The organism is Wolbachia endosymbiont (group B) of Melanargia galathea, from assembly GCF_964030625.1.
GTDB lineage: Bacteria > Pseudomonadota > Alphaproteobacteria > Rickettsiales > Anaplasmataceae > Wolbachia.
On the sequence record NZ_OZ034910.1, the window covers coordinates 86,660 to 108,434 of the forward strand.

General features: G+C 33.7%; 19 protein-coding genes, 1 tRNA gene and 1 pseudogene. 8 read left to right on the plus strand and 13 right to left on the minus strand.

Annotated features, from left to right (window positions below; translation table 11 throughout):
* Positions 1-14: 14 nt before the first annotated feature.
* The 4 genes from ctaD (at position 15) to AAHF52_RS00390 (ending at position 5,993) form a co-directional block, all read left to right on the plus strand.
* Positions 15-1,565, plus strand: coding sequence for a cytochrome c oxidase subunit I (ctaD, locus tag AAHF52_RS00375; RefSeq protein WP_096097191.1), 1,551 nt, complete (start codon positions 15-17; stop codon positions 1,563-1,565).
* Position 1,566: 1 nt separating this feature from the next.
* The gene (locus AAHF52_RS00380) at positions 1,567-2,454 is read left to right on the plus strand and encodes a heme o synthase (RefSeq protein WP_052264838.1); all 888 of its coding nucleotides are present in this window, start codon (positions 1,567-1,569) and stop codon (positions 2,452-2,454) included.
* Positions 2,455-2,629: 175 nt separating this feature from the next.
* Positions 2,630-3,067: a ribonuclease HI gene (gene rnhA, locus AAHF52_RS00385; RefSeq protein ID WP_007302764.1), complete on the plus strand. Its 438-nt coding sequence runs from the start codon at positions 2,630-2,632 to the stop codon at positions 3,065-3,067.
* The gene (locus AAHF52_RS00390; RefSeq protein WP_007302765.1) at positions 3,060-5,993 is read left to right on the plus strand and encodes an AsmA-like C-terminal domain-containing protein; all 2,934 of its coding nucleotides are present in this window, start codon (positions 3,060-3,062) and stop codon (positions 5,991-5,993) included. Before rnhA ends, AAHF52_RS00390 begins: the two co-directional genes overlap by 8 nt.
* Positions 5,994-6,023: 30 nt before the next feature.
* Here AAHF52_RS00390 and AAHF52_RS07190 read toward each other — a convergent pair whose 3' ends face one another.
* The 6 genes from AAHF52_RS07190 to AAHF52_RS00415 form a co-directional block, all read right to left on the minus strand.
* On the minus strand, positions 6,024-6,437 hold the full coding sequence (locus tag AAHF52_RS07190; RefSeq protein WP_012481730.1) for a YqaA family protein: 414 nt from the start codon (positions 6,435-6,437) through the stop codon (positions 6,024-6,026).
* Positions 6,406-7,800, minus strand: a complete 1,395-nt coding sequence (gene cysS / locus AAHF52_RS00395) for a cysteine--tRNA ligase (RefSeq protein WP_012481729.1) — start codon at positions 7,798-7,800, stop codon at positions 6,406-6,408. Before cysS ends, AAHF52_RS07190 begins: the two co-directional genes overlap by 32 nt.
* Positions 7,793-8,449, minus strand: a complete 657-nt coding sequence (locus AAHF52_RS00400) for an exopolysaccharide biosynthesis protein (RefSeq protein WP_007302767.1) — start codon at positions 8,447-8,449, stop codon at positions 7,793-7,795. The genes cysS and AAHF52_RS00400 overlap by 8 nt, the downstream gene beginning before the upstream one ends.
* Before the next feature lie 114 nt (positions 8,450-8,563).
* Positions 8,564-9,217: an exopolysaccharide biosynthesis protein gene (locus AAHF52_RS00405; protein WP_007302768.1), complete on the minus strand. Its 654-nt coding sequence runs from the start codon at positions 9,215-9,217 to the stop codon at positions 8,564-8,566.
* 126 nt (positions 9,218-9,343) lie between these two features.
* Positions 9,344-9,511, minus strand: coding sequence for a twin-arginine translocase TatA/TatE family subunit (locus AAHF52_RS00410; protein ID WP_006013840.1), 168 nt, complete (start codon positions 9,509-9,511; stop codon positions 9,344-9,346).
* Positions 9,512-9,651: 140 nt separating this feature from the next.
* On the minus strand, positions 9,652-10,389 hold the full coding sequence (locus AAHF52_RS00415; RefSeq protein WP_007302769.1) for an ABC transporter ATP-binding protein: 738 nt from the start codon (positions 10,387-10,389) through the stop codon (positions 9,652-9,654).
* Positions 10,390-10,540: 151 nt separating this feature from the next.
* Here AAHF52_RS00415 and AAHF52_RS00420 point away from each other — a divergent pair.
* Positions 10,541-10,614, plus strand: a tRNA-Arg gene (locus AAHF52_RS00420).
* A 66-nt stretch (positions 10,615-10,680) separates the two neighbouring features.
* On the opposite strand, the gene AAHF52_RS00425 is transcribed toward AAHF52_RS00420, so the two are convergent.
* Entirely contained in the window at positions 10,681-12,042 is a 1,362-nt protein-coding gene (locus AAHF52_RS00425) for an ankyrin repeat domain-containing protein (RefSeq protein WP_264376818.1), read from the minus strand.
* Between the two features lie 102 nt (positions 12,043-12,144).
* On the opposite strand from AAHF52_RS00425, the gene glpX reads away from it, so the two are divergent.
* Both glpX and AAHF52_RS00435 read left to right on the plus strand, forming a co-directional pair.
* Positions 12,145-13,068 carry a class II fructose-bisphosphatase gene (gene glpX, locus AAHF52_RS00430; protein WP_264376888.1) on the plus strand — a complete coding sequence of 308 codons (924 nt, stop codon included), beginning with the start codon at positions 12,145-12,147 and terminating at the stop codon, positions 13,066-13,068.
* A 143-nt stretch (positions 13,069-13,211) separates the two neighbouring features.
* Positions 13,212-14,669: a hypothetical protein gene (locus AAHF52_RS00435; RefSeq protein WP_342068419.1), complete on the plus strand. Its 1,458-nt coding sequence runs from the start codon at positions 13,212-13,214 to the stop codon at positions 14,667-14,669.
* Positions 14,670-14,674: 5 nt separating this feature from the next.
* Here AAHF52_RS00435 and ychF read toward each other — a convergent pair whose 3' ends face one another.
* Positions 14,675-15,769 (minus strand): redox-regulated ATPase YchF, encoded by a 1,095-nt coding sequence (gene ychF, locus AAHF52_RS00440; RefSeq protein ID WP_010406370.1) that lies wholly within the window; start codon positions 15,767-15,769, stop codon positions 14,675-14,677.
* Between the two features lie 118 nt (positions 15,770-15,887).
* Here ychF and AAHF52_RS00445 point away from each other — a divergent pair, with 118 nt between their 5' ends.
* Positions 15,888-17,069, plus strand: a complete 1,182-nt coding sequence (locus AAHF52_RS00445) for a hypothetical protein (RefSeq protein ID WP_010406367.1) — start codon at positions 15,888-15,890, stop codon at positions 17,067-17,069.
* 395 nt (positions 17,070-17,464) lie between these two features.
* Here the strand turns inward: AAHF52_RS00445 and AAHF52_RS00450 are convergent, their stop codons facing one another.
* From AAHF52_RS00450 to odhB, 5 genes and pseudogenes are all read right to left on the minus strand, one after another.
* The gene (locus AAHF52_RS00450) at positions 17,465-18,241 is read right to left on the minus strand and encodes an enoyl-ACP reductase (RefSeq protein ID WP_214303384.1); all 777 of its coding nucleotides are present in this window, start codon (positions 18,239-18,241) and stop codon (positions 17,465-17,467) included.
* Positions 18,242-18,659: 418 nt separating this feature from the next.
* Entirely contained in the window at positions 18,660-19,505 is an 846-nt protein-coding gene (locus AAHF52_RS00455; RefSeq protein ID WP_007302842.1) for a hypothetical protein, read from the minus strand.
* Between the two features lie 107 nt (positions 19,506-19,612).
* Positions 19,613-20,031, minus strand: a pseudogene (tnpA, locus tag AAHF52_RS00460) (IS200/IS605 family transposase).
* 294 nt (positions 20,032-20,325) lie between these two features.
* Positions 20,326-20,517 (minus strand): hypothetical protein, encoded by a 192-nt coding sequence (locus tag AAHF52_RS00465; protein ID WP_214303385.1) that lies wholly within the window; start codon positions 20,515-20,517, stop codon positions 20,326-20,328.
* A 47-nt stretch (positions 20,518-20,564) separates the two neighbouring features.
* Positions 20,565-21,737, minus strand: a complete 1,173-nt coding sequence (gene odhB / locus AAHF52_RS00470; RefSeq protein ID WP_007302840.1) for a 2-oxoglutarate dehydrogenase complex dihydrolipoyllysine-residue succinyltransferase — start codon at positions 21,735-21,737, stop codon at positions 20,565-20,567.
* Positions 21,738-21,775: the final 38 nt, after the last annotated feature.

Here is a 21,775-nt window from a genome sequence, read left to right on the forward strand (position 1 = left end):
TTTGGAGTATAGATATGAGTGATGTACCAAAAGGTATAAGACGTTGGCTGTTTTCTACTAATCACAAAGATATAGGGACACTATACATTATTTTTTCCATATTAGCTGGAATTATTGGTGGATTATTATCGGTAATTATTCGTACTCAGCTAATGCACATTAATATACTTAACAATAATTACCAGCTATATAACGTAATGATTACAGGGCATGCGGTAATAATGGTGTTTTTTATGATAATGCCAGCCTTAATGGGAGGATTTGGTAATTGGTTCGTACCTCTCATGATTGGTGCACCAGATATGGCATTTCCTCGTATGAATAATTTAAGTTTTTGGTTGTTAGTTTCATCTTTTATTTTGCTTATCCTCTCGGTATTTGCTGGCGAAGGTCCTGGAACAGGATGGACTTTATACCCACCTCTATCGCAAATCATGTCTCACCCAAGTGCAGGAGTTGATCTTGCTATACTTGCACTTCATGTTGCTGGTATGTCATCAATTGTTGGGGCGATCAACTTTATAGTTACCATATTCAATATGCGTGCAAAAGGTATGTCACTAACTAAGATACCACTATTTGTTTGGTCTATTTTACTCACGTCATTTATGTTAATTGTTGCCTTACCGGTACTTGCTGGTGCTATAACTATGCTGCTCACTGATCGTAATATAGGTACCTCCTTTTTTGATCCTGCTGGTGGTGGTGATCCTGTGTTATTTCAACATCTGTTTTGGTTTTTTGGTCATCCAGAAGTTTACATAATTATTTTTCCTGCATTTGGTATCATCAGTCAGATTGTGTCAACTTTTTCTCATAGGCCAGTATTTGGTTATATGGGAATGGTTTATGCCATGATAGGAATAGCAACGTTTGGCTTCATGGTTTGGGCTCACCATATGTTTACTGTTGGGCTTAGCGAGGATGCTGCTATATTTTTTAGCACTAGCACAATTTTCATTGGTGTTATAACTGGTGTAAAAGTCTTTAGTTGGATTGCAACTATGTGGGGTGGAGCGATTGAATTGAAGACACCAATGCTGTTTGCATTAGGTTTTATTTTCATGTTTGTTGGGGGTGGTATAACCGGAATAATTCTTTCTCACGGTGGAATAGATAAGCTTTTGCACGATACCTATTATGTCGTTGCTCACTTTCACTATGTCATGTCGCTTGCTGCATTATTTGGAGCTTTCGCCGGTTTTTATTATTGGATAGGCAAAATGTCAGGTAAGCAATATAACGAGTGTTTAGGAAAGATACACTTTTGGCTCACTTTTATTAGCACCAATGTCACTTTCTTACCCCAGCATTTCCTGGGATTAGCAGGTATGCCAAGGCGTATACCTGATTATCCCGACGCGTTTATCCCTTGGAATTATATATCCTCAATTGGCTCATATATGTCCTTTCTTTCAGTTATGTTTTTTGTATTTATAGTTATACATCTCTTTAAGTGGGGCAAAAAAACTGGAGATAATCCTTGGGAAGGTGACACTTTAGAATGGACGGTATCTTCACCACCGCCTTTTCATACTTTTGAAAAACCACCAGTGATAAAATAGAATGTACACAAGTGTTTTGCTAAATGTTGAATCAACAATACTGGATTTTTGGCATTTGCTAAAGCCAAGGATAATGTACCTTGTAGTGTTTACTGCAATTGCTGGAATAGTTGCTGCACCAGGTAGCATTCATCCTTTCCTTGCACTAATATCTCTTATGTGCATTGCTCTTGGTTCAGGATCTGCAGGTGCAATAAATATGTGGTATGACAGAGATATAGACTTGCTTATGGAGAGAACAAAAAACCGCCCTATACCTTCAGGTAGAGTTTCTGCAGAAAGCGCGCTTGAATTTGGCATAACTCTTGGAATATTGTCAGTATTTATCATGGCAATAGCAGTGAACTATGTTTCTGCTGCTTTGCTTGCAATTAGCATATTATTTTATGTTTTTGTGTATACAATTTGGCTCAAAAGGCGTACTCCGCAGAATATTGTTATTGGTGGTGCAGCAGGTGCTTTTCCTCCAATGATTGGCTGGGCGGTTGTAACTGACTCTGTAAGCTGGGAAAGTTGTATTCTATTTTTAATAATTTTTATGTGGACTCCACCACATTTTTGGGCTCTATCCTTAAATAGATCTGAAGATTATACAAAAGCATCGATTCCAATGTTCAATATCGTTTATGGTCCAGAAAAAACGAGGAAATATATATTAATCTATAGCGTGTTACTCGTATTAACTAGCTTACTCCCAGCACTATTTTTGAAAAAGGCTCTATTTTACCTCAGTATGGCAATTATTGAAGGGTGTGTTTTTATTTGGTTTGCTGCATCCGTTATAAGGCTTAAGAGTCATAGCTCGCAGAAAAAAATGTTTTCTTATTCGATTTCTTATCTATTTTCTCTGTTTGCCAGCGTTATTTACTGCTCTATTGATTTGTTTTAACCATGAAAGAACATAAAAACTATCTTTTACTTTCTCTTCTAATAATGCTCGTTGTAGCACTTTTTTTTATTTCCATAATAAAATTTAAAGGTGCGGCTTAAATTGCCTCTATATCTATAAAAATTGTGATTTTATAGAAGCAACGATATACTTTATTAATTCACTACAGTTAAAGATGAAGAAAAAGGAAGTGACAATATACACAGATGGAGCATGCTCTGGTAACCCAGGGACAGGAGGGTGGGCAGCAATCATATTATTTCAAAATCATAGAAAGAACATCTGTGGTAGAGAAGAAAATACTACAAATAATAAAATGGAGTTAACAGCAGTGATCAATGGACTGAAGGTATTAAAATTTCCTTGTAATATCAGTTTGTATACGGATAGCCTCTATATTAAATACGGTATAACAGAATGGATAAATAAGTGGAAAATGAACGGCTGGAAGACAAGTAATAAGAAGTCAGTAAAAAATATAGAATTATGGAAAGAATTAGATAATGCTGCTTTGCAACACGAAATTAATTGGAATTGGGTGAAAGCGCATAATGGTGACAAATACAATGAGGAAGCTGATATTCTAGCAAGAAAAGCAATAATCAATGCTTAAAAAAATTACTATATCATTTTCTATAATTTTATTATTTATATCCTGCTTCTTTATCTTTTTTAAAGGTGAGGGACCTCTAGAAATCAATATTAGTTATATTAATTTTTATATAAAGAAAAAAATATTAAAGATATTTACCAATTCGGATGTCAGCATGGAGAGTACTTCGGTTATTTGGCATCAAGATGGCAAGCTAGTCATTACAGATTTAAAAATAACAAATCCTGATTTTACAATAGAAGTTCCTGAGCTTTTCGTACACTTTAAGTTAAGTTCCAAAAAGTTCTCTCAGGTTTTAGCTGATAATGTACACATATATATCAAGAGGGAGGAGAGCAAAGAGATAACATCTGTAATGACAGAGAAGATGAGTAGTACAAAAAATCTGCTAAAGACAATAAGAAAATTTTTTTTCTACTTCAATGCAGACTCAAGGATTAAAATTACTAACATTGCTATCAATAAAAGCATGGAAGGTGAATTTTTTATTGATAAAGTATATGTAGGGAAGGGGGAAGATTTCAATGTTTTGGATATTCGTGTCCATACAAAAGAAGGTAAAGGGTTTCTAGATGATTTATCCATTACGATAAAAAACCGTAATAATTTACTAAATTTCTATGGAACATTCTATAACCTAAAGTTGGGGCTATTTAACGAATTTTCCACACTAGTTAAAAGTTACAATTTGGACAAAGAAATAGGATTCAAAGGAAACTTTTCAATTAGAATTAATGGAAAGGATGAAGTTGTGGACGGAAACATATACGTGTTAAATACAGAGAGTCACTCAGGTAAAAACTTAGCCTTGACTAATGTAAATGTAAATTTGACATATAGTGATGAAATCATTAGCATAAAAAACTTTCATTTTAAGTTAAATGATACTTACCTTTCTTTGATTGGTAAAATGAACTTTGGCACAAATCATGCTTTGCTTAGAGTTAATATTAGTAAACTTGTTGCAAAAGATTTATGTACTTATGTACCAGATGGTCTAGTGAACAATGAATTTAGAAAGTGGTATTGTAATAATATTGATGGGAATATTATAAATACAATTATAAGTTTTAACGGTAAAATCGATAGTTTAATAAATGATGATCTGTCAGGTATTGTAATTGTTGCTGATATAGAAAATGGCAGCGTTCAATTTGATGAGGATTTTGAACGAGTAGAGAACTTGAACGGTGAGTTAACCCTCAAGGATAACAATCTCAAAATTATTGTAAATAGCGCTAAGTTCCAGAATTTCAATATTGATGGTGGCGAAATTGAGATGCAATCTCTTAATAAAGAGGATTCTGTTCTCACAATTAATGGTCAGGCTGTAAGTGATGCTTATGGGTTATATGAACCTATAAAATTTAAGCTGGATGATATGATGAAGATTACAAGGGACAGTATAGGTGGAATAGCAAAATCTGTATTCAGTTTTCACATTTTTAATTTAAATGCTGATGATAAAAAAGTAGATTTTTTAGCCAAATTTCATTCTGAAATTGATAATTTTGTCGCGTATAATGGCAGTCTTGGTAAATATGAGATTAAGCTTGATTTCGGCGGAGATTTTATTGATTTAAATGGCAGTGGTATGGTAAATAATACACAGCTGCTATTTGACCTCAAAAGTAGCAATAAAAATGAAAATTTTGCCTGGAGTTTGACTGGAGATTTGCCTGCTCAAATACTTAATTTCGGTGATGGCTATATCAATGCAAATATAGAGTCAGTAATGTATCAAGACAAAACAGGGTATGTTAATGGTAATATAGATTTATCAGAGCTCGAGTTGCGTTCAAGCTACTTAGGGTGGAAAAACCATTTTGAAGATCACAATGAAGTTTTATTTTCTACAAGGCTAAAAGGAGTAGGTAAGTTACTAATAGATAAACTAGATGTTGTAGGAAATGATCTAGACATAAAATTTAGCGGAAGAGTAGAAAATGGAAATCTATATTTAAATTCTAGCAACTTTAAATTACCTGATAATAATTTTAGTATAGAAATTGAATCAGGTAAGGAGAAAAATGCCATAACTATTCACGGTGAGAAAATCAACTTAAGTGATGTGTTAGGTTTACTTGGCAAAGATAGTAATCGATTAAATAACAAAATAGAAGTTACTATGAATGTTGATAATATAATTATGAAAGAAGGAATTATCATAAAAGATGCTAAGCTAAATGTAACTTGTGCTAAAGGTGATTGTAGTGGAAGTCAATTCACAGGACAGTTTTTAGAAGATAACAGTAATATACTAGTAGAACATAGTGAAATAGGGCTTGAAATATATTCGGATAATTCAGGTATGCTTTTGCGTTCTTTAGGTATTGGTAAATCAGTTAAAAATGGCAAATTATCTCTTTATCTATCTTCTAAGAGAGAAAATGGAGAACATTATGGTATGTTATCTATCAGCAATTTCTATATCAAAGATGCTCCACTGCTTACCACTTTATTATCAATGTCTTCACTGCCTGGTATTGTAAATGCTATAAAGAACGAAGGTGTACATTTTTATAAGTGTAATGCACCTTTTTCATATAAAGATGGCACTGTTGAAATTGAAGAATCTTGGCTTGAAGGAGCGGAACTAGGCATTAGCACTAGTGGTACGCTCGATATTAAGGGTTATAAATTCCAGGTTGAAGGACAAGTAATACCGGCATACTCAATTAACAAATCTTTGTTGAAAATCCCTATAATCGGAAAACTTCTGACTGGTGGAAAGAGTAGGGGGATTATTTCAATAGACTACAAAGCAAATGGTGATGATAAAAACAACAACGTATCTGTTAATCCTATCTCTTCGCTAACCCCAAGCTTACTTAAGAGGTTATTAGGAGTATTTGATCGTATTATGACAAAAAGTAATAAAAGCATTTTAAAAGGTAGTTTGAAGAAGAAATTTAGCTCAATATGACCAGAAGAAAAGTTGTTTATTGATGTTTAGTTAGATGGTAAACGTTAGATACAACAAACAGAGGAAGTTAGATAAAATAATTAAGGGAACAAGAATATAAAGGTTTAACTTGAAGTAACCGGATAAAATCTGAGTCACACTTCCAAGTGCTGGTACCCACGAAAGCAATGCAACTGCACAAATCAGTAGGTGCCTTACAATTTTTGGTGTTTTGTCTTCATTCTCTAATTTGTGATGTGATCTTCTGATAAAAATTGTTATTCTACCTAAATACCAGTTAGCTATTCCACCAAGACTGGATCCTAATACTCCAAAAAGTAATATAAGTAGTTGATCGTAGTTTGACCTAAAGCATAACATAGTGTAAAGTACAAAACCTTGATGTATGGGTAAGATAAGCGATGATACTAGGCTATCTATAAACAATAGGAGATAATTTTCCATACCAAGTTGTTGTACCATCTTCGTTGTCAGAAATTGTAACCCCCATTTGTTTCAATTGCTCTCTTATTTTGTCTGCAGTATCATAATCTTTATTTTGTTTTGCTACTTTTCTTAAGTCTATCAACCTTTCTATTTCTTGATGACTCACACCACTTGCAAACCACTCTTGATAACTTGACTCAAGAATACCAATGAACCTTGCGCTTTTAACAAACTTCTTAGTTAATTTGAGCTTCTCATATTCATTACTTGTCTTATTGATTTCTGTAGCCATTTCATGCAATATGGCTACAGCTTCAGGAATGTTTAAATCGTTTTTCAAAGCCTCTATAAAATCTTTAGAGACTTCTGTATCACTTTCCTCAATACATGTACTACGTAATAACCGATAAAACTTGTTTAAAGTTTCTTGCGACTCAGAGATAACATTTTCTGTCCAATCAAGTGGTTTTCTGTAGTGAGTTTTAAGCAGCGCATAACGTATTACTTCACCCTTTATTCCACTATCTAACAAATCCCTTACTTTGACTATATTAAATAAGGATTTGCTCATTTTCTCTTCATTTACCGTAAGAAACCCGTTGTGTACCCAATATTTTGCAAACGTTGACTCAGCAAATGCAGATTTACTCTGTGCAATTTCATTCTCATGATGAGGAAATTGCAAGTCTATACCCCCACCGTGAATGTCAAAATCTTTGCCAAGGTAAGCATATGACATTGCTGAACATTCTATATGCCACCCTGGTCTTCCCTCTCCCCATGGACTATTCCAGTGACTTGAAAGTTTATAGTCAGTTTCGTTTGCAGGTTTCCAAAGTACGAAGTCTCCTGGGTGTTTTTTATTTTCACCAACTTCAACTCTACTACCGTAGTTTAATTCATCAATTTTTTTTCCTGATAAAACGCCGTATTCAGGGTAAGATTCTACACTAAAATATACATGTTTATTGGATTCATAAGCATGACCAGCTTGCAGCAAAGACTCAATTAACTTGATAATGTTATCTATGTTTTCCGTTGCTTTTGGTTCATATGTTGGTTCTGCACAATTTATGCTTTCCATGTCTTCATGAAAAGTTTTAGTGTAATATTTGCTAATGCTTTCTATATTACTATTTTTCTCATTTGCTGCATTGATTATCTTGTCATCGATGTCGGTTATATTACGCACATAAGTAACTTTTCCATAACAAAATTTAAGCAGTCGAAATAATACATCGTAAACAACAATAGAACGTGCATTACCTATATGTGCTGTATCATATACTGTTGGCCCACAAACGTACATTTTTATATGATCTTTATCGATCGGTGTAAAGGGCTCTTTTTTTTTTGTTAAAGTGTTGTAAAGCTTAACCATATACAAAGCTTTTTAGAAAAGAAAATGCTCCAAATATAAGCTGTGGTCCTTTAACTATTACGACAAGAGTAAGTAATAACCCACACAATGATACTAATACTCCCATTATAGAGAGAAATCCATCTTTGCTCATGATACCCAGTGAAATGAGAGTTGTACCAATTGCAGGAATGAAGTTAGTTAAAGGAAGTGGGATTGCTATCGATAATGCACAAAGCAGCATTATAAATGCTAAAATATTTTCACCAGGACCACGAAAAATGAAAGACATTCTTGGTTTCATGAACTTTTCTATTTTTTTTAATGTAGGTGAAGTTTTCTCTACCACGAGAGCTAGTGTTGAACGTTGAAAAGATTTCCTTTCTAGCCAATTAGGCATCCAAGGAGAATCAAACCCAAATAGAAGCTGCAGTGAAAATAAGATTAAAGGTATAGAAAGAATGGTTGTATAGCCAGGTGGAACAGGTATAGGTACTGATAGCGGTAAAGAGAAGATGATTATTAAAATACCAAAACCACGCTCATGTAAAGCTGTTTTAATATCAAATAATGTTACTTTATCATTATCGTTATTATTAGTATCTGCAACCTCTTTTAGAATATCAGAGGCCAATTTTTTATCTTCAGTCAATTTCACACTTTTTTCCACAGTTACCCTTTAATAACAATATAACTTCTAACTAACATAGTTATTGCTATATTTCAATATCGATTATTCATTTCATGCTGTACTTCATTCTTTTATTAAAGTGTTGTAAAGCTTTTAAGTTATAAGGCTTTTAAGAAGAGAAAGTGTTCCGGCTATAAGTTTTGGTCCTTTAACTATTACAATAAGGGTAACCAATAACGCACAGAATGAAACTAACACTCCTAACGTAGATAAAAATCCATCTTTACCCATAATGCCGAGTGAAATAAGAGTTATACCAATTGCAGGAAGGAAGTGAGTAAAAGGTAATGGAAGAGCTATTATTATTGCACAAAGCAACATCATAAAAGCTAGAATCTTTTCACCCGGACCAAGAAAAATAAAAGACATTCTTGGTTTCATGAACTTTTCTATTTTTTTTAATATAGGTGAAGTTTTCTCTACCACGAGAGCTAGTGTTGAACGTTGAAAAGATTTCCTTTCTAGCCAATTAGGCATCCAAGGAGAATCAAACCCAAATAGAAGCTGCAGTGAAAATAAGATTAAAGGTATAGAAAGAATGGTTGTATAGCCAGGTGGAACAGGTATAGGTACTGATAGCGGTAAAGAGAAGATGATTATTAAAATACCAAAACCGCGCTCATGTAAAGCTGTTTTGATGTCGAACAATGTTACTTTATCACTATCGTTGTTATTGGTATCTGCAACCTCTTTTAGAATATCAGAGGCCAATTTTTTATCTTCAGTCAATTTCTCACTTTCTTCCACGATTAACCTTTAATAACATTCTAACTAACATAATTATTACTGTACTTCAATCATACCTCTTCAATTCTTTAGCCTTGTTTAAACAAATGACACGCACTTTAGTGCGTGTCACGAAACATAAGGAAGCTAACGATCTGGTTCATTAGATGATAGTTTCTCTGAATCCTTAAGTTCTTGTTTAAGGTTTTTAATGCCTTTGCCTAAATCACCCATAACTTGTGGTAACCTACCTGCACCAAACAGAACTAAGATTATTATTAAGACTAGAAACAGCTGCCATGGACCTAAACTCATTTGTACCTCCGTTGAAAATATTAACTTTTAGGTATTAAAACTTGACTGAAGCCAAGTGATACATAAATTATATCACTTTTATTAAATTATAAATCAAGAGTTTTTAATTATCTTATAATAGTTTTAGCCTAACATTAAGTTTAGTTTAGCTGTAGAGTAAAAGGAAGCTCACTAAAAAATTTTGCTAACGTATCATCTTTAGGTCTGTGGTATATGTAGCTAGGAACTCCTGATTGAATAATTTTACCATTTTTCATCACGTAAATAAAATCTGCAACTTTCAACGCTTCTTGCGGATCATGAGTTACCATGAGTACAGGAATATTTTTGCTTCTAAAAAGTGACAATATATGGTGCCTTATTCGATATTTGAGCAGTATATCTAAATTAGAAAATGGTTCATCGAGCAAAACAACATCAGGATTTTGCGCCATTACTCTTGCTATTGCAACTAATTGTTGCTGTCCTCCTGATAAAGCATGAGGGTACATGTTTTCATATTTTTCTATATTAAATAGCTTTAAGATTTCCAATGCAGTAAGGTATTTTTCTTTCTTAGAAGTACTGCAAATAGCAAAAGTTATATTTTCTATTACTGTTTTATGAGGAAATAATGCAGAATGCTGAAAAATCAATCCGATATTTCTACGCTCTATAGCAATTGACACTTTGTTACTTGCAACTAATTTATCATTTATAACAATGGTTCCAGATTTTGGATTTTCTATTCCTGCGATTAATTTTAGAATTGTTGACTTGCCACAGCCAGAATGACCTAGTAAACAGGCAACACTTCCTTTCTTCACTTGAATGTTGATGTTGCTTAAAGCAAAGCCATCTTGATTACTATAAAAGTAACTAATATTGTTAACTAGCATTAATCTTTCAATTGGAATCGTATTATTAAATATAACAGTATTACATTCAAGAAATACAGAAATATTTTTTATTATTGTGAATTAATTGTACAGGGTGCCTAGAAAAATGCGAGACTTTTTGCTATAATTTTGCATAAATAGCAGAAGACATGGGACTATAGCTCAGTAGGATAGAGCGTTGGATTCCTAATCCGAAGGCCGTGCGTTCGAATCGCACTAGTCCCACTTAATTTTGATAAAGTGGTTTAACAATCAAGAAATTATAATTGGTTTGAAAAGTGATTCTAGGAGCTAGATTGCATGGTTTCTCAAACTTGAATTTACAGGTTCAACCTTATTTTCTCTCATTTCGCTGTAACTTGGAAGTGTAAAATTTTTTACATGTAATCCAGTTACTATTACAACTAAAATAGCTAGGACACTGCAAACTAATGCACCAGCTAAAGATGGAACCATCACAGCAGAAGCAACAAACAATCCTGCAATAACAACTCCAACAACATCACTCCTTAATGAGGCGTAAAAACTCTCCTTACTTTTTTTGTATTTAGTTTCTTTTTCATGTGGTGGAGAAAATTGAGCCTCTACAAAGCCGTTAGCTTTCTTATCATTATTTGGTGTGACAGTTGGGTCAGCCCTTGTTGATACAGGCGTTTCATTTTTGTTATTATTACCGTTAGTACTAACTGGAGGCGCTGTTGCTACAGATCTATTACCAATATTTCCATTACTGCTGCAAGGTTTTGCTCTATTTTCTTTTACATTGGGTGTTTCTGGTGTAATAAAGTTTAAAAGTACCTGAGTAATTTCTTCTTGTGTATTATTTTGTGTATTATTCACAGCACACTCTAAAGCTGCTTGTCTGCTTTCAGCATTTACATAACCTAAAAATGCTTTAACTTCTTGAACATTACCTTGGATAATAGCAAGACGCAGAGCGTTAAATTTTTCTTCTTCATTAAATTTACCACTATCCAAGAGTATCTTTATAACATCAGCTTGTTTATTTATTGCAGCTGTACCCAACACAGTTTTGGAAGCAGTATCTTTAAAATCGATTCCGATGTTTAAATTTGTGAGTAACTCAACAATCTTTAGGAATATAATGCGATCGTCGATAATACCAGGTCCTTCTGAACGGACAGCATAATAAAGCAAAGTCCAACCATCTTGGTTTGTTATTTTTATATCTATTTTCTCTTTTTCAAGCTCATTACAAAACTCCTCAGCAGTTATATTAGGGTTGCTAGCTACAATTTTCTTTATCTTGTTGTATGAAGTAGAAAATTGATCATCTTCATTTTTGTTGCTAAGTTCTGCTCTACTCTCCTCCACATCAGGTATGTTTTGCTCCTCTTCTTCCTTCTCATTTACCGCTTCAGCTATTTGTTCTTGCTCAGGAAGCTTGAATCCGTTTTTAAGGAAAAATTCTTTAATACGTAGGTTGTCATTTTCATCTGCAAGTTTTAGAAGTAAATCTCCTAATGAATGGCCTCCTTCACATTTATCTTGAAAATTAATTTCTTTCCAACTTCCTTCCTTTGTTAGATCTTCAAGACTAGCAATCCCTTTATTATCAAATTTTAAAATTGCAGCTATTTTGCGATAAAACTTCTTAACATCACCATCACTATATGCCATAATTAAACCCATTACTATAATGCTTATGTTATACTAACTTTCCCATAATCAGTCAAGGAATCTTGCAGTATCAAGTGGCATGATATATATTGATTTATGATTCTCGAGCAAATGATAGAAGATTTAGCCTATAAGTTAGTGAAAGTAACCGAAGCTGCAGCACTTGCTGCATATAAATTGGCAGGCCTTGGTAATGAAAAAAAGGCCGATCAGGTTGCAGTTGATGCAATGCGTACGGTGCTAAACTCAATTGAAATAAATGGTACAATTGTGATTGGGGAAGGGGAGAGGGACGAAGCACCGATGCTATATATCGGAGAAAAAGTTGGCACAGGAAGTGGCCCTGAGATTGACATTGCTGTTGATCCACTTGAAGGCACTACGATTTGCGCTCATTATAAACAAGGGGCAATGTCTGTTCTTGCTGCAACAAAAAAAGGTAATTTTTTACATGCACCTGATGTTTATATGGAAAAGATAGCAGTGGGAAAAAATCTCCCAGAGGGTGTAGTCTCACTAAAAAATAGGATTGAGAAGAATCTGGACAATTTAGCCAAGGCAAAAGGATGTAAAGCAAGTGATCTTATAGTAACTGTACTTAAACGTGAAAGACATGATGAATTAATAGCAAAAATTAGGAAGCTAGGAGCAAAAGTGAAATTAATAGATGATGGTGATGTTGCAGCCATAGTTTCGCTAATAAATGGCAATCACGATATGTATATCGGCACAGGAGGAGCTCCAGAAGGAGTGCTTGCAGCAGCAGCGCTAAGCTCAATCGGTGGGCAGATAGAAGGAAGATTAATATTTGACACGGATCAATTAAAAGAAAGAGCAAAAAATTTGAATATCACTGACCCAGAAAAAATCTACACCGTGAAAGACATGGCAAGAAGTGAATCAGTGTTCATTGCAACTGGAGTAACAAATGGAGAGTTTGTGGATGGAGTAAAGTTTGGCCAAGATATTTGTCTGACTAATTCATTAATAATATTGCCTGGTAAAGTAATAAAAATACAAACAAAATCAATATCTTAAACATTTGTCATATGCTGATTATAAAATTTTTATAGAAGGAAGATACTTATAATTGTCTTAAAAAAATGAATTTACATATTAATTTTAGCTTTACAACATTTGGCATTAAGTTATAGTTAAATAGTAATACTAAGAGGTGCTTAATGTTTAGTTCACTAACTAATTTTTTTACTAATACGTCTAAAAAGAAAAGTTCTCAATCTGAAGAAAATAATCATTCTTTCTCTAACAGCACAGAAAGTTTATTAGTCCAATCTACTAAAAAAAATCCTCAACTTGATTATCAAAGTAGAACTGACTCGTCTCCTCAAACAAATCCTCAATTTAGTGATGCTGATGTAAAGAGCGTGCTTTCAGATTTTAAAAACTTGAATTTTAACAATAGTAATGAGTGTTTTAACGAAATTGTAAAAGATTATAAAAGGAAGAAAAAGAGTGACCTTTTTAACTATGTAGTATTGAATAAGCGAAAATACATAACAGATATATTAGATCAGAGGCTTGCCCACAAAGATCAAGAAAATTTTAGGAAGAAATTTAGTGAATATCTTCTTAAAATAAATGAGAAAATGAATTATGGGAAAGAATTTCAAAATAAACTTCAATTTTTTGAAGATAGGGTAGAAGAAGTATTATCAGATTTTAGAAAATTGAATTTTGGCCTTAAGGATAATTTGTGTAAAGATGATAAGGATAACGTAAATTATAATAAAGGCTGGCCTGCAGATCCATTTGACAAAATAGCGAATTATTATCGATGGAATAAGAACATTTTCCTTTTTAATTATGTAGTATTAAGTAAGCAAAAAGAAATAATAAGTATATTGAATGAAAAGTCTATTCCTGAAGACAAGCGAAAGAATTTTAAAAAGAAGTTGGGTAGATATCTTCTTCGAGTTGAAGAAGGGATGAGTAACGGACAGGAATTTCTCAAAACTGATAGTGCAGTTGCCTTTTTTGATGGATGTTATGTGCCATGCGCATATGCAAAACGTTCTCTTAATCATTATGATCATCTTAGTATTAATATTTCTAAGCCTGGGTGTAGCTTAGAAATCAGCCGTCTTTTCACTGACAAAATTGAAGGGATGGAAAGAAATAAAAATGAGGTAAAGATAGTAGAAATATACAGTAACGATAAAAGAATAGCAACGGTTGAGAAGAATGATAATGGAAAAAGAAATTACCGCTTTGCAAAAGATGCAACATGCGATATGAAAATTAGGTGGAGTGCAGAAGATGAGAAAGGTAATTCTGTTAACTGCTTTATTAGTTTAAATGTAAATCCTAGTGAAATTGAGATTGGTCAGGCAACTATTAATGGTAAAGATGTTGAACTAGACGAAATTTTGAAATTAGCTGAGCAAAGCGAAGATGTGCTTATAGAAGGTAAAGCTTTACATGAATTTTTAGAAGGATATCTGGAGCAAGATGTACAATCACAGGAAGAGATAATAAAGAGATGTGATGAAACTCCTGGAACTAAACTTGATAATCTGGAGATAGGGCAGTTCTCTTTCTCTCCTTTATCTGAAGAGGAGATAGAGGAAGAAGAGAGAAGAGAATATAAAAATTCACGGGCTGCATCAGGAAGGTGCTAGACTAATTAGACATTAAATCTAAAGTGCATTATATCGCCATCTTGCACGATATAATCTCTGCCTTCGAAGCGAATTTTCCCTGCATCTTTGCAAGCTAATTCGCTTCCATATTTTATATAGTCTTCAAAGCTTATGGTTTCTGCTTTTATAAAGCCCTTTTCAAAATCAGTGTGAATTACACCTGCTGCTTTGTCAGCTGTTGATCCTATCTTTATTGGCCATGCACGTGCTTCTTTGGGGCCCACAGTAAAAAAAGTTATCATACTTAGCACTTCATACATAATACGTGCTACTCCATCAAGTCCTGATTCTTGTAAGCCAAATTCTGATAAAAAATTCTGTTTTTCCTCTTCACTATCAAGATTTGCAATATCTGCTTCAAGTTTCGCTGAAATACAATAAAATTTGCTTTTATTTTCTTCCGCCATTTTTTCCACCCTTTTAGATAGTTCATTACCAGTTATGATATTCGTATCTTCAACATTGCATACATACATAACAGGCTTTGTTGTTAGCAATTGAAGCAACTTCATCTCATCTTCATCGATATTCTCCAAGCTTCTTGCCGGTTTACCTAATTTTAAAGTAGCTAATACCTCTTGCATTAATTCAAGTTGTCTCTTTAGCTCTTTATCACCTTGCTTTGCTTTCTTTTCCAATTGAGGAAGCCTTTTTTCTATGCTATCAATATCAGCTAGAATTAACTCCATTTCCACTATTTCAGCATCTGATATTGGATCTATTTTACTGTTTACATGGCTGATATCGTCATCCGTAAAGCACCTGAGCAGATGAACAATGGCATCAACTTCTCTGATATGACTCAAAAATTTATTTCCTAGTCCTTCACCCTTGCTCGCACCCTTAACCAAGCCGGCAATATCGACAACTTCCAGTTGATTGTAGATTATTTTCCCTGAGTGAGCAATCGAGGCAATTTGTTTCAAACGCTGATCTCGTATTGGCACTTTGCCAACATTTGGCTCGATTGTGCAAAAAGGATAATTTGCAGCTTCAGCTGCACTTGACTCTGTAAGTGCATTAAATAAAGTTGATTTTCCTATATTTGGTAACCCAACTATACCACAGTTAAAGCTCATATTTGCTATTTAAAGCCTTAATTATTGCATAATTAAAAAATTTTTGCTATACCTAATTAGTTACTTATTAATAAGTTAGTTAATATAATAACATATAGCTTGAATTAAGGTAGAAATTATGGTTGGGCTTAGAAAACGGAAATTACCAAATGGTTTTGACAGTATTGAAAATGCTAAAGGACGCAAGACTTCAGAGAGTAATGTAGAAAAAGAACCTTCTAATAACCAAGTAGTTAAATATGATACTGCAGGTGATGGCAATTGCTTTTTTCATGCAGTGTTTGGTGATAACAGTTCTGGTACATATAAAGCTGAAAGAGCGCAAGATATGAGAATGGAATGGCACAAATTTTTAAGTCGATTTACGTCTTTAGATGATCCAAGTATGCCAGCTCCTTTAAAGGATCAGCTAGAAAAGGTTTTTAATATGTTTTTTAATAAGCCAGGGGATTTAACTGGCAAGTCTGATAAAATAAAGGGTCTGGTTAAGCAAACAAATAGGAAAATTGAAAATGCTGAAGGTAATGTGAAGAGGTTAGTAAGTAGAGCTGTTAGCAAATTTAATATATCGCATAATCAAGCTGTGCTTAATCTAAGTGAATATGCAGAGGCTCTTGATGGCATTGGTGAGAGTGACTATAATGCCGAATATAACAGTGATTTTATTACACGCTCATTTCTTGACAAACCTGAACTCTATCAATCCTATCTAGAAGCAATAGAAAGTAAAAGTTATTTTCCTTTTATTGAAGAAATTCAATTATTAGCTTCTTTAGCCAACATTGAAATTAATGTCCATTGTAAAGTTAGCGGCAGAGAGAAACAACAAAAGTTTGAACCAAATCCTGAAATGATAAACAATGATCAACTAAATCAGATGTTTAATCGTGAGAGTTATAAATTAAATGACGAGTTATGGGGTAGTAAAGAGAGAGAAACAATATATCTTGAAGGAAATCATTACTCTAGGGCTAAAATTGTAACTCAAGAGTTAATAAAACAGCAGCAGGAGCAAGAAGACTTTCTATTAGCAAAACAACTTCAGATAGATGAAATTTTGGAATATTGTGATCTTTCAAAGGATATCTCTGAGAGAGTAGAGATTGAGAGGGAGTTTGATGAGTTATTGGCAAAAAATGCTGATGGAAAAATTGGTGATGTTATAGGGCAGTGCATTAATGATGTACAGCAACGTATAAAATGCCTTGAGGAGCCAGTCTTATCAAGAAGGTGCAGTGTGGAAGAAGCACGTGTAGAAAAAACATTTTATCAACAACAAGTACCACAACCTGTAAGATAAGTCTTCATAGTCTATATACTTCTATAGGGGGGCATTCTATAATAAAAGCCATGCTCATTTTTAACCACTGCTTAATAAGAATAAAGTCTTAGCAAAACAAACACAAGAACAATAGGATTTCTTGCTTGCAAAGCAACTCCAAGATCGGGAGGAAAAAGACTTTTTCCTTGCAAGGCAACTTCAAGAGCAACCCTCACGCACAATCCCTTAACCCAAATGGAGGAAGTAAAAATAGAAGATCAGCAGCAACAAATACTTATAAAATAATAACTCTATGGTTAATGTGCGAGATTTAATTAAAAAATGTTGTCATTCGAGTAGCTGACACTGGGCTCCAATGTCAATTACTCGGATAACAAAAAAACACAGGCTTCACATGCATCTGCAGTACTGTATTAGTCTACTATCTTCATTCCCACAACATTATACCCTGAATCAACATGTAAAATTTCTCCAGTTGTACCACTACTCAGGTCGCTTAATAAGTATAGTGCTGCCTTGCCAACATCTTCTATTGTAACATTGCGTCTAAGTGGAGAATTACTTCTATTCCATTCCGATATGGAGTGAAAGTCACTTATTCCAGAAGATGCCAAAGTTCTGATTGGACCAGCAGAAATTGCATTTACTCTGATGTTCTTTGGCCCAAGATCACATGCTATATATTTTACACTTGCTTCAAGTGCTGCTTTACATAAACCCATCACATTATAATTTGGCATAACTTTTTCAGCACCATAGTAAGATAAAGTAAGTAAACTACCACCATTTAACATCATTTTTTCGGCGCTTTTTGCTAAAGCAGTAAAAGAATAGCACGATATATGCATTGCATTGAGAAAGTTGTTTAGTGAAGTATCGACGTATTTACCATTGAGCTCATTTTTATCAGAATATGCTATTGCATGTACCAAAAAATCAATAGCACCCCACTTTTCCTCTATTTCTTTAAAAGCACTATGTATGATTTCCTCATTTGAAACATCACAATGTAGTGTTAGCTCCACATTTAATTCATTCGCTATTGGTAATAATTTCTCTTTTATTACTTCATTTTGATAAGTGATTGCAAGCTCAGCTCCGTGCTCTGAGAGAGTCTTTGCTATACCATATGCTATTGACCTCTTATTTATTATTCCGGTTATTAACCCTTTTTTACCCTGCAATATCATAGAAATTATTTGCCTTTTTTATAATTTGAAATATTAACTAGGCAAAGTCAATTATGTTTTAACTGTAGCTAACGTATAAAAATTACTTCCGCATATTTCCAACCTCATTATAATTACAATTAGAGATATTTTAAGAGCTCAAAATCTATCTTTAGTCTGCAGACTTTTTAATCAAATTTATTAAAAAATATATTCTTCAGTGTATATCTGTCGTATATGCACTGCATTTTTTTCTAACTTTTTTTACACAGGAGGATTTTATGTCCAGAATTCCAGATACTTGACCTTTACTTTAAAACCAACTGGCGCCTATGGTTTTTATAAAAAGATTACAGGAAATAAAAATACTCTAGAGAACATGAAATAAGGATACTGAAATATAAGCTGCCTATATTTGCAAGCAGCTCATAAAGTCTTCTTATTTACTTACTCCTTGAGCAGAAGAAAGTTGTTTTGATATAGTCACACTTTCCATACTTGTTGAAGGATTCTGTGAAACTTTTACTATTTCAGAACCTTCTTTACGTAAGTAGGATAGTGCATCATACAAGGACTTCGCTTCGTATTGTTTTCCTACTTTTACTTCTTTATGTGCAGCTATTTGCTCCCAAGTGATATCATTGCTTTCAATAAGCTTGATAGAACCGTCATCACTAATATTAATTTTCATTTTACATTCTTTTTCTTCATCGTACCAATTCAAAGTCATGTTATATGAGCCATTAGCTACTTCATAAATTCTTACTCCATGCTCATCAACTCGTCCACGCATTCCTCTTTTTTCATCTCCAGGTAGCAACAATGTAACCGCCGTTATCCTATTGCTTTCAAAAAAATCATTAGTTAAAATATTACTAATGTTTATTTTTCCTTTATTATCATTCAGCACAGTTCTTGCAGTCAACATAGTTCTAATTGGACTTCTCACTCTAAGCTGTACAGATTCTACATCACTGTTTTCTATGTGTTGAGCAATTTCTTGCTTAGTTTCATCAATAATCTTGCCTTTTAGATATTTACCGTGATTTTCATTTTCTGAATTATAAGGAGAGCTATCAGCAAGAATTCGCCTTTTTGACTCTTCATCATCACAATCTAAATATTCAATTTTGCGGTCATGCTTGGTACCTAAAAATGGATGATCATCTGCTCTCACCCTATTATTCGGAGGAAAATTGAAAGTCCTATTCGGTTTATCACTCGATACTGATTCAGATATACCTTGAACAGCTTCAAAACTTTTTTTAAAAGAATTAGTTAACATTATATACCCCCTTATTCTATAAATAGTCTTATCTTAGAATGTTTTTAACATATGTCAATTCAACCACTATGGATTAAAATCCAAAGATTGAGAGAGAGCATAGAATGCTAACTTTCGACTTGAAAGTCACCAAATTTATCTTCTTTTTTAGAGTGATTTTCAATATAATTTTTTATCATTTCGTCAGTTACATTTCCGCTAGTCCTGACAAAGTAGCCTACTGCCCACAACCCAATATCTCTTTTTTAGCTCTGGAAAGTTTTGCTGGATTTTTCTGGAACTTTTTCCTTTTATTAACTGCACTAACTTACTAATACTTAAGTATGGGGGTACAGAAACGTATACGTGTACATGACTTGACGCAACTCTACCTCTGATAATTTCTACTTGATTATTTGCACATACTTCTTGTACAACTTCTTTAGCTTTCTTTCCAATATCTCCAACTAGTACTGGATATCGATATTTTGTTATCCACACTATGTGATATATATACAGAGTGACTGCTTTTTCTATAATATTCCACATTCTTTCAGATTTTTCACCTTAAAATTATATTCTTAAAAGGATGGACTTCAAGTCCAGGGTTTTTCTCCCAAATTTGGGACAATAAAAATTTGATATATTTGACATAAAAGCGTTTTAAATAATAAGAGCAAAATGGACAAATCTATTTCGTGAGTAACCAAAAACCGTTTTGTATTCATTCAGATAAGGAAAAATAGCAGATAGTGTCATGCAAGTAGCTGACACCCTTTTGGTGGACCACACACACAACTTTACAAACATTGCAATATGGCACATAGTAAATGATGTTATTCTATAACGCAAGACCTATACTCACCCAACCTAATGCATTACTTGCAATTTGGATCCCAGTGTCAGCTACTTGGATAACACCAAATGGGCTACTCGCATTTTTTAGGCCTAAATCACAATGCTCGTACAGTAAGCACTGACCATTTTTCGTATAAGTTACCTTTATAAACAAATGTTTGTACAGCTGTAACACCCACCTTAAAAACTTCAGAAAAACTTACTTGTCTTTTTTTAATCTGTTTAAATTTCCAAAACCAATCTATTTGGATCTTCTATGTAATTTTTGATTTTAACAAGGAAAGTAACTGCTCCTTTGCCATCAACTATTCTGTGGTCGTAAGAGAGGGAAATGTACATCATAGGTCTGATTTCAATTGAGCTACTCACAGCAACTGGCCTATTTTGTATTGAGTGCATGCCAAGTATTCCAGATTGCGGAGGGTTTATTATCGGAGTAGAAAGAAGTGAACCATATACACCACCGTTTGAGATAGTAAATGTTGCACCTTCCATTTCCGATACTTGCAGCTTACCTTCTCGTGCTTTTTTGCCAAGAGCAACTAAAGTTAGTTCAATTTCAGCAAATGACATTTGATCAGCATCACGAATAACTGGTACAACAAGACCTTTATCAGTGCCAACAGCAACACCTATGTCATAGTAATTTTTATATACAATTTCATCACCTGAAATCTCAGCGTTAATCTCACGAATTTCTTTTAGTGCTTGCACTGCTGCCTTTATAAAAAACGACATGAAACCCAGTTTTATTCCATATTTCTTTTCAAAAGTTTCTTTATACTTTGCCCTCAGATCCATGACGTTTTTCATGTCAATTTCATTGAACGTGGTCAGTATTGCAGCAGTATTTTGCGATGCTTTCAAACGAGCAGCTATTACTTGCCTTATTTTGCTCATTTTCACTCGCTCTTCTCTTCTCTCTCCACTTACTACACTTTTTGGCGATTCATATTGTTTTACCGAAGGTTGTTCAGCTTTACTCATATGGTCTATCACATCCGCTTTAGTTATTCTACCTCCCATGCCAGTTCCTTTTACATTTTCTGCACTAATTGCATTTTCTTCCATAATTTTACGAGCTGAAGGGGCATCTTTTTTATCAGGGCCTTCGCCTTTATCTTCTTTTTTCACTTCTTCTTCTACTTCTCCTGCAGCAAGTTTTGCCAGTAATTGATCAGGGCTAATTATATCATCTTCTTTCACAAAAAATTCAGTTATTTGTCCTGAAGCTTCTGCAGTTAGTTCTAGCGCCGTTTTATCAGTTTCAATTTCAAAGATCAAGTCATCTACTTTTACTGCTTCGCCGATATTTTTCTTTATTTTTACTATACCTTCCGTAACTGATTCACCACCAAGAGTTTTTGGCGCTCTGATTTCTATAATTTTGCTCATAAAATAACTTCTATATAAAACTTTCTATAAATTTATAC

Excerpts from the sequence above, each read along its gene's own strand:
- AAHF52_RS00435 (WP_342068419.1), top strand. The coding sequence starts at position 13,212 with ATGTTTAGTTCACTAACTAATTTTTTTACTAATACGTCTAAAAAGAAA.
- AAHF52_RS00380 (WP_052264838.1), top strand. The coding sequence starts at position 1,567 with ATGTACACAAGTGTTTTGCTAAATGTTGAATCAACAATACTGGATTTT.
- AAHF52_RS00390 (WP_007302765.1), top strand. The coding sequence starts at position 3,060 with ATGCTTAAAAAAATTACTATATCATTTTCTATAATTTTATTATTTATA.
- rnhA (WP_007302764.1), top strand. The coding sequence starts at position 2,630 with ATGAAGAAAAAGGAAGTGACAATATACACAGATGGAGCATGCTCTGGT.
- AAHF52_RS00445 (WP_010406367.1), top strand. The coding sequence starts at position 15,888 with ATGGTTGGGCTTAGAAAACGGAAATTACCAAATGGTTTTGACAGTATT.
- AAHF52_RS00415 (WP_007302769.1), bottom strand. The coding sequence starts at position 10,389 with ATGCTAGTTAACAATATTAGTTACTTTTATAGTAATCAAGATGGCTTT.
- AAHF52_RS00410 (WP_006013840.1), bottom strand. The coding sequence starts at position 9,511 with ATGAGTTTAGGTCCATGGCAGCTGTTTCTAGTCTTAATAATAATCTTA.
- AAHF52_RS00455 (WP_007302842.1), bottom strand. The coding sequence starts at position 19,505 with ATGTTAACTAATTCTTTTAAAAAAAGTTTTGAAGCTGTTCAAGGTATA.
- ctaD (WP_096097191.1), top strand. The coding sequence starts at position 15 with ATGAGTGATGTACCAAAAGGTATAAGACGTTGGCTGTTTTCTACTAAT.
- ychF (WP_010406370.1), bottom strand. The coding sequence starts at position 15,769 with ATGAGCTTTAACTGTGGTATAGTTGGGTTACCAAATATAGGAAAATCA.
- cysS (WP_012481729.1), bottom strand. The coding sequence starts at position 7,800 with ATGGTTAAGCTTTACAACACTTTAACAAAAAAAAAAGAGCCCTTTACA.
- odhB (WP_007302840.1), bottom strand. The coding sequence starts at position 21,737 with ATGAGCAAAATTATAGAAATCAGAGCGCCAAAAACTCTTGGTGGTGAA.
- AAHF52_RS07190 (WP_012481730.1), bottom strand. The coding sequence starts at position 6,437 with ATGGAAAATTATCTCCTATTGTTTATAGATAGCCTAGTATCATCGCTT.
- AAHF52_RS00450 (WP_214303384.1), bottom strand. The coding sequence starts at position 18,241 with ATGATATTGCAGGGTAAAAAAGGGTTAATAACCGGAATAATAAATAAG.
- AAHF52_RS00425 (WP_264376818.1), bottom strand. The coding sequence starts at position 12,042 with ATGGGTTTAATTATGGCATATAGTGATGGTGATGTTAAGAAGTTTTAT.